Origin of the sequence: Bradyrhizobium archetypum, from assembly GCF_013114835.1 — a bacterium.
Taxonomy (GTDB): Bacteria; Pseudomonadota; Alphaproteobacteria; order Rhizobiales; family Xanthobacteraceae; genus Bradyrhizobium; species Bradyrhizobium archetypum.
This window is the reverse complement of record NZ_JAAVLW010000014.1, coordinates 1-11,273: the sequence shown is the minus strand read 5'-3', so window position 1 is coordinate 11,273 and position 11,273 is coordinate 1. Positions and strand designations below refer to the sequence as shown.

The 11,273-nt window shown below is 55.5% G+C and carries 9 protein-coding genes; 5 read left to right on the top strand and 4 right to left on the bottom strand.

Annotation, left to right across the window (positions count from 1 at the left end; all coding sequences use genetic code 11):
• Window positions 1–42: 42 nt before the first annotated feature.
• Both HCN50_RS31260 and HCN50_RS31255 read left to right on the top strand, forming a co-directional pair.
• The gene (locus HCN50_RS31260; RefSeq protein ID WP_171713732.1) at window positions 43–1,434 is read left to right on the top strand and encodes a hypothetical protein; all 1,392 of its coding nucleotides are present in this window, start codon (window positions 43–45) and stop codon (window positions 1,432–1,434) included.
• A gap of 10 nt (window positions 1,435–1,444) precedes the next feature.
• Window positions 1,445–2,458, top strand: a complete 1,014-nt coding sequence (locus HCN50_RS31255; protein WP_171713731.1) for an ABC transporter substrate-binding protein — start codon at window positions 1,445–1,447, stop codon at window positions 2,456–2,458.
• A 9-nt stretch (window positions 2,459–2,467) separates the two neighbouring features.
• On the opposite strand, the gene HCN50_RS34560 is transcribed toward HCN50_RS31255, so the two are convergent.
• Window positions 2,468–3,763 carry an O-antigen ligase family protein gene (locus HCN50_RS34560; RefSeq protein ID WP_171713730.1) on the bottom strand — a complete coding sequence of 432 codons (1,296 nt, stop codon included), beginning with the start codon at window positions 3,761–3,763 and terminating at the stop codon, window positions 2,468–2,470.
• Between the two features lie 617 nt (window positions 3,764–4,380).
• Here HCN50_RS34560 and rfbB point away from each other — a divergent pair.
• The 3 genes from rfbB (at window position 4,381) to HCN50_RS33985 (ending at window position 6,822) form a co-directional block, all read left to right on the top strand.
• Window positions 4,381–5,454 carry a dTDP-glucose 4,6-dehydratase gene (rfbB, locus tag HCN50_RS31245; protein ID WP_171713729.1) on the top strand — a complete coding sequence of 358 codons (1,074 nt, stop codon included), beginning with the start codon at window positions 4,381–4,383 and terminating at the stop codon, window positions 5,452–5,454.
• Window positions 5,451–6,344 (top strand): glucose-1-phosphate thymidylyltransferase RfbA, encoded by an 894-nt coding sequence (rfbA, locus tag HCN50_RS31240; RefSeq protein ID WP_171713728.1) that lies wholly within the window; start codon window positions 5,451–5,453, stop codon window positions 6,342–6,344. Before rfbB ends, rfbA begins: the two co-directional genes overlap by 4 nt.
• A 97-nt stretch (window positions 6,345–6,441) precedes the next feature.
• The gene (locus HCN50_RS33985) at window positions 6,442–6,822 is read left to right on the top strand and encodes a DegT/DnrJ/EryC1/StrS family aminotransferase (protein ID WP_235977334.1); all 381 of its coding nucleotides are present in this window, start codon (window positions 6,442–6,444) and stop codon (window positions 6,820–6,822) included.
• A 484-nt stretch (window positions 6,823–7,306) separates the two neighbouring features.
• Here HCN50_RS33985 and HCN50_RS31230 read toward each other — a convergent pair whose 3' ends face one another.
• From HCN50_RS31230 to HCN50_RS31220, 3 genes are all read right to left on the bottom strand, one after another.
• Window positions 7,307–9,334: a hypothetical protein gene (locus HCN50_RS31230; protein WP_171713727.1), complete on the bottom strand. Its 2,028-nt coding sequence runs from the start codon at window positions 9,332–9,334 to the stop codon at window positions 7,307–7,309.
• 140 nt (window positions 9,335–9,474) lie between these two features.
• A complete protein-coding gene (locus HCN50_RS31225; RefSeq protein ID WP_171713726.1) occupies window positions 9,475–10,677 on the bottom strand; it encodes a glycosyltransferase family 4 protein in 1,203 nt (400 codons plus the stop codon).
• 52 nt (window positions 10,678–10,729) lie between these two features.
• On the bottom strand, window positions 10,730–11,273 hold a 544-nt coding region (locus HCN50_RS31220), incomplete at its 5' end, for a polysaccharide biosynthesis protein (RefSeq protein ID WP_171713725.1).

The following is an 11,273-nucleotide window of genomic DNA, read 5'->3' as shown; positions in this document are numbered from 1 at the left end:
ACGACCCTTCGGGTCGGCCCCTTGGCAAGGTGACTTCAACTCTTGGAACTTTCAGCCTCACCACAACCTGCGGCTTTTGACCCCATGACTGCGGCCAGCTTCCTATTGGCCACCTCGTCCATATTCGGCGCCGCCCTATATCTCTTTTATAGGTGCCGCGGCCGCATCTCGGCCACCTCCATGCTGCTCAGTTTCCTGCTGGTGCTTTATGGTCCAGCGTACCTCGTTTACATGCTCTACTACAATCAAAGCTCCTTTATCTATCAAGAGCTGATGCAGGCACCTTACTTCGATGAAGCCGTAAAATCTCTGAACCTTGCGATTACGATTCTGTATCTGTGCTGCATCTTGGGGATTGAATTGATCGACCGCTTGGCAGGGCGGAGAACAAAGAAGCTGACCGAAGCACTGGACAACTGGAACGCTCATCCGCCTCGGAGCGTATTCCGGTTTAGGGGTTGGTTGATTGCGGTTAATATCGGCTTGATCGCATTGATGATCTGGACCTCCATGCGAGAACTGCATCTCGCAGTAATATTGGGGTACTTTGAGACAGCGGGTTCGCAAGCGGCCAAGGCAGATTATCGCCTGTCGTATGCCGGCAGTGATTCCTATCTCTACCGAATCGCCCTGATGTCGGTCGCACCTTTTTTCCTGATTTGGGGATTTCTCGAAGGTCTGATCAAGCGCAACTGGCTGTTGCTCGGAAGCTCCTGCGTGCTGTTCGCCCTCACTTTACTTGGCCGGGTGGAAACGCTCAGCAAAGCGCCCATAGCTCTGCTCGGGATGCAAATTGCCTTCGCTGCGCTGCTCTCCTTCCGGAACCGAATTGGCTTGAGCGTTGTCGTCGGAGCCGTCGTTGCGGCTCCCCTCCTGTTTTATCCTCTGATCGAACTATCGATACCCGAGGCCTCGCGCCCTATGTCAGCCACAGAGTTTTTCTTTTGGCGCACGTTCTTCATCTCGAACGAAGTGCTGCTGGAATACTTCAACGCAATTCCATATTACATCTCTCACACTTGGGGCTCCAACATCCGCATTGTGGCCACTCTCTTTGGCAAGGAATTTCGGCCGGCTTACGAAGAGGTTGCCTTGTTGTGGCGGGGCCAACCTGGCTCGACTAGCAACGCAATGTTCATTGCCGACGCCTGGGCGGATTTCTCTTTCTTCGGAGTCGCTGCAGCCAGCGTTCTGGCCGGAGCGATATGTAGAACGGTTGACGTTATCTTTGTTGCCGAAGGCAAGTCACCTATGACTATAGCGCTCCTTGCATGTTCATTCATCGGCATTATCCACCTCATGCTCAGCTCGATACAATCGGCAATGCTCAGCGGCGGATTGGCTAGCATTCCGCTGATGCTATTTGTTTTCGTCAAGGCACGGAACCTTCTGCGCCTGCGCAAGCTGCGATGGCACAGAATGGTCGCGCCCTAAGTGAGGACAAATGGCTATACTTAAGTCACTTGCGCTTATCTTCGCCCCGCTGTTCGGGATTATTGGCCTGCCTGCAATTGTGAGCGGCCAGTCCGTCAGTAACAACGAAATCAGACTCGGAACGATCTTCAGCCGCGATGGACGGCCCGAAGACCGACAGATACACATGCGAGTGCTCACCGAATACTTCAGGGAGATCAACAACGAAGGCGGAATTAACGGCCGTCCGATCGAGATCGTCTCGTACGACGACGAGGGAGATTCAAAGAAGACACTGGATTTGACACGACAGCTCGTGGAGCAGGATCGCGTAGCGTGCCTGTTCGATCTAAGCGCCCGAGCGAACGAAGTGATCCGCCCCTATGCGCGCTTCAAGAAGATACCCGTTCTGTTCCCCTCCCCAACGGCTTTCCGAGAGGCGGAAATACTGGGAAGCTACATATCCCAGCATTTTCCAGATGCCACCGTGGCCGTGCTTAGACCAGCGGGCAGGTCTGGGACAGAATACCTCAACGGATTTTACGAAGGTTTGGGAATGGAGCGCGCGCGAACTGCAATTACGAATGCTCAAGAGATTAAGAGTCTCGATCAAAGTGTGAACCAGGTCGAGCCAGTAAGTAGAGGTCGTGCGGGGTTGCTGGTTATGTTCGGCCCAGCCGATCAGCTACTAAAGCTGACAAGCGACCTTGCAAAGTTGGAATGGAACCCCCTTCTTATCGTCAACGGTGCCGCATTGTCGCTCGACCTGCAACAATTCACCTCTTCTGCAGGCATAGTCTCAGTATCGACTCCGAACCATATCGCCGCGGTCAATTCAGCATTTAGCCATAAGAATTTGAGGCGTGAAGATCGGAACTCCACCGCTGCGGCTTATGGCTACGTTTTGGCAAAATCCATCGTATCTACGTTACGAAGCTCCAGCGAGATGAACCGTTGCGAACTGAATGTTGTGCGTTCCAAGGGCCATATTTGGGAAGTAGTCGATTCGAGGATCCCTTGCGAGCCCAGTCCAAGGCCGCAATGAGCTCAGGCACTATTTTGGCCCGGTGCCCCAGTTCAACATGTGAAATCGCACACGACTAGATGCCGAACCATCGTTCGAGGACAACACGCTGACCGCCAAACCCAATACCAGGAACAGCGGCAGATCTCTTCCGATCTGACCGTAAGCCATGCTGAGCATGATCATAAAGGCATTGAGTAAGAACACGAAACGCAGGTCGCCATCGGGGCGAGCCGGCTTGAGGAGCAACAGGGGTATCAGGGCGATCAAGGTCAGAAATGCTGCCCCACCCATCCAACCGAACTCGACAAATGCTTGCAAAAGGTCGTTATGAGGTGACGCACCTTCGAAACACCCCAGTCGGCCAAACGACATAAATCCAAAACCAAAAAGACCAGCGCGGGGAATAAGATTGGCAGCGTCCGAAATGAGCTGCTTTCGAATAGCGATCGAGTTTCGCGTATTCACGCTCTCGCAATCAGCCGTCGTCGCTTCCGGATTTCTCCGTGCAGCGTAAGATGGAGGAAGGATCGTTGCCGAGCCGCCGCTCACCTCTCCCCTTGCTCCCTCGATCGCGTACCGCACATAGAGATTTGCATTGTCGAAACGAGCAAGCAATCCCAAAGCAGTTGACGCAACAAGGATAGCTAACATGCTTAGCGCAAAGCGGCGCTGCTGCTTCAACAACAATGCAGAGAGAGCCGTGCAAACCATGATCGCGAGCAAAGAGAACCGAACCATTGAAGCGGCAAAAACCGCCATCGAGAACGCGATCAGTAGGACCAGCACATTCCGAATCCAGGTAGGGCTCCGATATTCCGATGATAATAGCAGAATAATAAGGATGCCGAGCGAGACCGAAAAAGCTGTTGTCGCGTTATCAAACCCCAACACAAACGGTCGCCCCAACTCGCCATGTAAAACTAGATACGGGACCGTTAGCGCCGTTCCTACCGAAAGGATCGCGAGCGATATCCAAAAGCAAACCGCTCTCAATACAGGCACATCCTCTTTCACAAGCGATCGCCCGGCGAAATATGCCGATACTGTCAGGCCCAGCAAGACAAGTTCCCGCAAGTCGACCTGCTGAGGATTCCTGGAAAATGATATGCCCGCGCAAGCAATCAGGGTGAGCACGGGAATATCCAGTATGGAGAAGCGGAAACCCTCCAACGAGCCAAAAACCGCAATCATTATCACAGTCAAGCTCAGATACGACGCGGTAAATGCGCCGTAACCGTTCAGCCCCAATGATCCGTATATCAGGGCAAATACAGACGACGCAGAGATAGCCAGAGCGAAGGCAAAACTCGCTGCCTTTGGCACTCTAATCATTGTCCTGCCCCCCATCCGTCGATCCCTAATGATATCTCCAAGCGCGCAAAACGCAAACTAAGGCCAGATACTTGGGCCTGAAAGCATTGAGATCTTATCCTCGACTCTTTCGGAGGCGCCTTTGATCGCATGAATCTGGGTTCCTCTCGGGCCACATCTCCACATTCACGAGTTCACCGCGAGCCTCGGATCGAAGCGCTCGACCGCCATCCGAGGGTCGCCAGCGGCGCGTCCGAGGGTTTGCTAAACCGGCATACCCGCTATTTCCGCTTGACAAAATAGGAGGAAGACATACCGATGCGCGCAATCTTGCATCTATCTGTTCCGGGATGCGCGCGTGATCGCACGAGCCGTAACTATGTCCCGCAAATGAATTCAAAGTTGGCGATCACAAACTTGATACAAGTGGGCAAATGGCAAAGCAGTCCCAACTGACGTTGTTATTGGATGGAGGGCTTGCGAGTAGAACCTTAATAGAACCAATCTCAATGAGAGCAAAGGATCGTACGCGCGATCGGAAACATGCTCTCAGCCGACCTTCCACTTTGTTTCGTTCTGCTTCCAGTGCCATTTTCCCGAAATAACCGTCAACAACCGATAGGTCGCAGATGAGGTTTCTGATTACAGGAGGCTGCGGGTTTATCGGCTCGGCGGCGGTGAGATATCTGGTGCAAGCCGGCCATCAGGTTCTTAATATCGACAAGCTGACCTATGCAGGCGATTCCAGAACTGTCGCCGCTGTTGCCGACTTTCCCAACTACCGCTTTGAGAAACGCGATATACTGGACCGCGATGATATCGCTGTGTTGTTTCAGAGGTTCGCGCCGCAGGCGGTTTGGCATTTTGCTGCCGAGACCCACGTCGACCGCTCAATTGAGGATCCCGGTAAGTTCATAGACACGAACGTGACTGGCACGTTTGCGATGCTGCAATGCGCTCTTCAGTTTTGGAGCAATTTGAATTTGGTGGAGCAGAGTGCCTTCCGATTCATTCACATTTCCACAGATGAAGTTTACGGCAGCCTTGGCGATCAGGGGCTTTTCAACGAAACGACTGCTTACCGCCCTAATTCACCTTACGCAGCGAGCAAGGCGGGAGCCGACCACTTGGTCCGCGCATGGTATGCGACCTTTGGCTTGCCCACGATAATTTCCAATTGTTCAAACAACTACGGACCCTTCCAAAACCGAGAGAAACTGATTCCTACGATTATCCGAAAAGCGATCGCCGGCCAACCGATTCCAATCTATGGTCAAGGCCAGAACGTCCGCGATTGGCTCTACGTGAATGACCATGTGGCAGCAATCGCGGCCATTTGCACCAAAGGTACGGTGGGCAGCAATTACAATATTGGGGGACTCTGCCAAGTTAGCAACATAGCGCTAGCAACAGAAGTTTGTAAGCTTTTGGACGAACGACGGCCACGCCGAGACGGCCAAGGTTATGCACAGTTGATTCAGTTTGTCGCCGATCGGCCGGGGCATGACTATCGCTACGCGATAGATTCAACGAAAGCTCGGCAAGAACTTGGCTGGCTACCTGCGGAAAGTCTGCAAACCGGCTTGTCCAAGACGGTGGATTGGTATCTCGAGCACATGGATTGGACATTGGATGACTTAAATGCCGATGACCGTCTGGGGCTAAGACTGTCGGTCGCGCAATCGACACAAGGTCGATCATGAGTAAATGGAAAGGCATTATTGTCGCCGGAGGGAGCGGGAGCCGTTTGTTTCCGCTTACTCACGTCGTGAACAAGCACCTACTGCCAGTCTACGACAAGCCAATGATTTACTACCCACTCACCACCCTTATGCTCGGCGGGGTGCGGGACTTTGTCATTGTTTCCAATCCTCAAGCTCTCGATCAAATGAGCACGTTGCTTGGCGACGGGAAGCGTTGGGGGATCACTATTGTGTACCGCTCGCAAGATCGACCAGGCGGAATAGCGGAGTGCTTTCGCATAGCGGCGAACGACATCAAAGGGTGCAATGTCGCACTCGCACTTGGAGACAACATTTTCTTCGGTGCCGGCCTCCCCCGCTTGTTATTGGAGGCAATGGCTCAAGAAAGTGGGGCGACGGTATTCGGCTATGAGGTGGCGGATCCCTCGGCTTATGGAGTGGTTGTCCTCGATGACGGCGGCCGCGCAATAGACATAGAAGAGAAACCAAGAAATTCGCGATCGCGTCTCGCCATTCCGGGCCTCTATTTTTATGACGAGCGTGTTCTCCAAATTTCGAATGAGATTGGGCCCTCAGCACGTGGAGAGCTTGAAATAACGGATGTGAATCGCCGGTATCTAGCGATGGGTGATCTGAGGGTGAGGCTGTTCGGTCGGGGCGTCGCTTGGCTGGACGGTGGAACACATCGCGATCTCTTCGAAGCGGCTCAATTTGTGAAGGTAGTGGAAGAACGTACAGGACTCAAAATCGCCTGTCCGGAGGAAGTCGCCTTACGCATGAAGTTCATTGATCAGTCTGCATTTGAGCGTCTGATTGATCCGAACCCCAAGACCGAATACCAACTTTATCTCCGCTCGCTTCTCGAAGCCTCTCCGCTGACCGAGAGATAGTGGCAATACGATCGATGGATGCTGGCTTGGAAGACGTGCCGACTGAGATCGTTCCATTCAATTAGCCGTATGCAACGCCGCGCTCGATCTCGCTGCATTGCTGCTCGATATCAAGAGCGGCGATGAAGTCATCCTGCCCTCCTATACGTTCGTGTCGACCGCGAACGCCTTTGTGCGGCGCGGCGCGGCCGTCTTTGTCGATATCCGGGAGGACACGCTCAATATCGACGAACAACTGATCGAGGCGGCATTCACACAGCGAACCCGCGCGATCGTGCCGGTACACTATGCAGGCGTGTCCTGCGAGATGGACTCAGTCGTCGAAATCGCAGAGCGCCACAACCTAAAGATCGTGGAGGATGCCGCCCAAGGCATAATGGCAAGCTACAAGGGCGCGCGCTTGGCGATCTCGGCAGCTTCAGCTTTCATGAAACGAAAACATCAGTTCGGGCGAAGGCGGCAGCCTTCTGGTAAATGATCCCGAATTGGTGTACCGCGCCGAGATCATGAAAGAAAAGGCAGTGACCGAAGCAGGTTCTTCGTGGCAAAGTTGATAAGTATACTTGGCAAGATGTTGGCTCCGCCCTTTTTGCCGCACGAGATCACGGCTGCCCTTTTGTGCGCTCAACTCGAGCATGCAGAGCGGCTTACAGCGGGCGGCTAGCGAGCTGGAATCGCTACCAGGAAATGTTAGCTCGTTCTCGCCGAACTCAAGCAGTGGGGATGACGCAACGTTTCACTACGTGCCGCTGCATTCATCGCCACCCCGCCAGCGGTTCGGACGGGCCCATGGCGAGCTTTCACTGACGGCGTCACTCTCGGAGCGACTTGTGCGGCTGCCGATGTGGTTGTGTTTGAATGAAGCACAACAGCGGGTCTGTGATGCGCTGCGTGCTAATCTTTTGAGCTAGCTTGCCTATCGACCACCTCTCAAGCAGAATGCGTGCTAGCGAATCATAACGCTATCGATTGATTTGTCGAGCTCGTTCGCAAGCTTGTCGCGCAGCGTCGCGGGTTCGGGTCGGCTTAAGTACAAACTGCTCGAATTCAGTCAGTGGGACATCTCGCACGGACCGAACGGACCCAACTTCTTTGTAATCACGCAGAATATCGATCCCATAGCGCTGAAGCAAATTCGCTGAAAAAGCCGTGGATAAACCCGGCTCCGTGAGTATCCACATAGCAGCAAGGACGTCACAACTTTCGCTCGCGAGGGCAGCGATGAAGAACTGATTGCTCCCCGTATATCCCGCCAGTATCCAGCTGGCTCCCGGCGGGCGTGCGCCCATTGCATAAACTGATCCGGGACTTCGGCCGCTAAGGTCAAGCAAAGGATCGCCTGTCGAGAGTCCGTTGTCTGCGGCTATTCGCCTTAGGTTTCGGGTATAGGTCGCCGCTTCATCCGTCAGGAAAAGGGTGGCGTTGTTGGGGCCGATTTCAGTCTCGTTCGTCTGCTGAAGTAACTGTTGTGTTTGCCGGTAAGGATTTGCTATCGCGGTCAAAACGACGCCGGTGGTGACTAGGAGAGCTCCAGCAGTAATGGGAGTGAGGCTTCGCCATACCGCATTTCTCGCCGACAGCTCCGCGCCGATGACAATGCTGCCCAAAAGCCAGAAAAGCCCCGCGCGCCCACCCTGTTCCCAATAGTTGTTACCTGTCCCAAACGCATAGACGTAAGGCAAAGTAACAAGAAATGCGGCGAGTGCAACACTGTTGCGCGAGGGGAGCCGAGAGCTCCATTGGGAAGCGAAGAAGAAAGATAATACGACTGCGAAGTTGATCGCCCAAAAGTACATAGGCTGAAAGGGATAATGGGGAATGTTCGGCAACACCGCGCGTGTGCTCGCCGCGATGCTCAATCCCGTTAGAGCGATCGCTGTGACCGCTGCGCCGACTCTTGCGGCGGCACCTGCCCGCGTAGCAAGAAATGTCGCAGCGAAGGTTACGGCTAGCAGCAAGAGAAAAATGACTTGCTGTACTTTGCCGAAAGAGAAAGAGTCCATGCGAAACATACGCGCGATAGGTTGGTCTGGCGTGAGTAGAGCACCAACTCGAGCACCATTCAGAACACGATCAACGAACCTGCCCAGCGAACCGTCAATTGCGAGCGCCGATCCCAACAGCAGCACGGCCGCGACAACGACAGAAATCACCAATCCACGCATCCATAGCTTGCCTGCAGCAATGAGATAGACGAGGACTACGCATCCGAGCACTGCAGCCGATGTCGGCTTCGCCAGAAACGAAAGTGCACCGGCTGTTCCGACCAAGATCCATCCGGTGAGGCTGAGCGTCGACGCTCCGCGAGAGGTCATCTGCACGCCAATGGCTGCGAAGATTAGTGCAGTGAAGGTCAATGAATTGTAATTAGGAGTGGGCAGCCACAGGTCAAAAAACGTCAATGAGTTGGCTGCGATGACCAGTGCTAATGCTACGATCCAGATGCGCTCCCTTGATTCGCCATCATTCCGTTCCGCAGCGATCGAGTGAAGCAAAGACGCGCAAAGGGCGAAGGCTGATCCGAAGATGATCAGGATGTTTGCTTGCCTAAGCAAGGCGATGTCACCGCCCAAGACTCTGTAAAGGGGATGATACACGAATCCGAACTGGGTGACCGAGTCGCGATAATTCCACGGCGATGAAATCCAATTCAGATAGAACCCTTCGTCGGTAAAGTCAAAGCCAGACCGGCAACTCGACAGAACCCAAACGAGTAGCAGCATGGCCGCGACAACGCACGCGCCTAACGCAAACCGCTCCAGCCATCCTGCAAGAGCGGACGTCTTCGAGACTCCCTTGCGCGCAGTGGAAATGCACCCAATTCTCACACAATAACCAAGCCTTCTGTAACGGGGCGGGATCGTAACCATACCGACTATAGTGTTCAGCGAGTGACCTAAACGGGTTAAGCCGCTGCGACCGTCTTCTCTCCGCTTTTTAAAATCGACTGCAAGCTGATGACTGATCTTGCCGAGTGAAGCTAGCTCCATCCAGCGCCCTCTTCAACTTTTGGCTGGATTACGAGAGCAGTGAAGAATCATCTGCTAATACTCACGATAAATCCGGCCAAACTGTTGCCCAATAGACACGCCGATCGAAAAAGAACAACTCGATGGGCAACCTGCCCCGGCTAGCCTGGCTTCTTCTGCATGAGCTCGCGGATCAGGCCGCAATAGCCGGCCATGGCGATCTCAAAATCAAAACGCCTTGAGATTTCGGCCGCGCGCTCTGCCCGCTGTGGGTCGTCGGCCCGGGCGGCGCGACTGACCGTTTTCGCCAGTTCGCCGGCGTTGCCGGGCTCCACCACCCAGCCGACATCGTGCTCGGTCACCGTCAGCGCCGCCTCGGCATCCGTCTCGGAAACCAGGATCACCGGACGGCCGATCGCCAGCAGATTGTAGAACCGGCTGGGCACCGATACGCCGGCGACGTTCCTGCGGTAGGGAATGATCCAGACGTCCGCCGCCGAAAGAAACGCCTCTAGCTGCCCCTCCTCGACGCGATCGACCAGGGTCATGTTCGGGAGCTTTGCCTCAGCCTGCATAGCCTTCAACTGGTCGAACCCGATCCCCCAGCCCGACAGCAGGAAATGGATATCCTTGTCGTCGCGCAGCCGGCGCGCTGCTTCGAACACGATGACGGGATCGTGGGTAAAGCCGAGATTTCCTGACAGTCCGACGACGAAGCGGGCGGAAAGCGAACGGCGGTACGGATTGCCCGGATCGATCGCGCGAATGCCACGCGCAAGTGTCGCCCAGTTCGGAATGAAGCGGATCTTGTCACTTGTCATTCCGCCATAGCGCAGTAGCAGCTTCTCGGTGTCGCGGCCGATGATGACGACGGCATCGAGCGCGCGAAACATCGGCGCGTTCAAGGCGCGCATCGCTTTCGCCACGATCGAGTGCGGCTTCAACAGCCCAGCCATGACGAGGACGTCGGGATAGAGATCGTGCATGATCAGCGCCGATCTCGCGCCTTTCAATTTGGCCGCCGCGGCAAAAGCGTAAGGCAGCATGAAGGGCGCCGGCACGGTCAGCGTGACGTCACCGCGCCGCAACCTCGCCAGCAGCACGAAAAACATCCGGACCGTGAACAGCAATTCGGCCACGGCGCGCTTTCCCAGCGCGCCCTTGCCCGGCATCCAGTTCTTGACCTCGACGACCTCAGGCTTGCCCGCTTGCGCCGATATCGCGGAGCCCGCCGTTCCCGACAGCACCAGCACCTCGGCCTCCTGCGCCGCGCGGTCGGAAATCGCGGCCATGATCGCCGCCGTCGTGCTCGGATCGGGCGGATAGTGCTGGCTGACGACGACGACTTTTCCGGACTTCTGCATCATGGCTTCCGAAGGGGCACGAATGGCCGCGGGGACCGGGCGAGATCGCAAATCAGGCGGCGTTCGATCCGAATTCCGGCACGGCATCCTTGAGCACCGCACGGATGGTGGAACGGTCGTCTCGCGCAATCGCCTCTTCCAGCGCCGCGAGCCATTTGCGCAACATTTGCATCGGCGGCTCGTTCGGCTTGGCCGCCATGATGCCGGCGACCCCGATCTCCACCGGCGGCTCCTCGCTGGCGAACAGGATTTCGTTCAGCCGCTCGCCCGGTCGCATGCCGGTGAACACGACTTCGACATCAATGCCGGGCTCGAGGCCGGACAGGCGGATCATCCGCTCGGCGAGCTCCACGATCTTGACCGGCTGTCCCATGTTGAGGACGTAGACGGAGACATCGGGCCGCGCCGGCGTCAGCGCGTGCGTCGCAGCCGTCAACACAAGATCGCAGGCTTCGCGGATGGTCATGAAGTACCGGACCATGTCGGGATGCGTCACCGTGACCGGGCCGCCGGCCTCGATCTGCGCCTTGAATTTCGGCACCACCGATCCGTTCGAGGCCAGCACGTTGCCGAACCGCACCGAGATCAGCCGCATA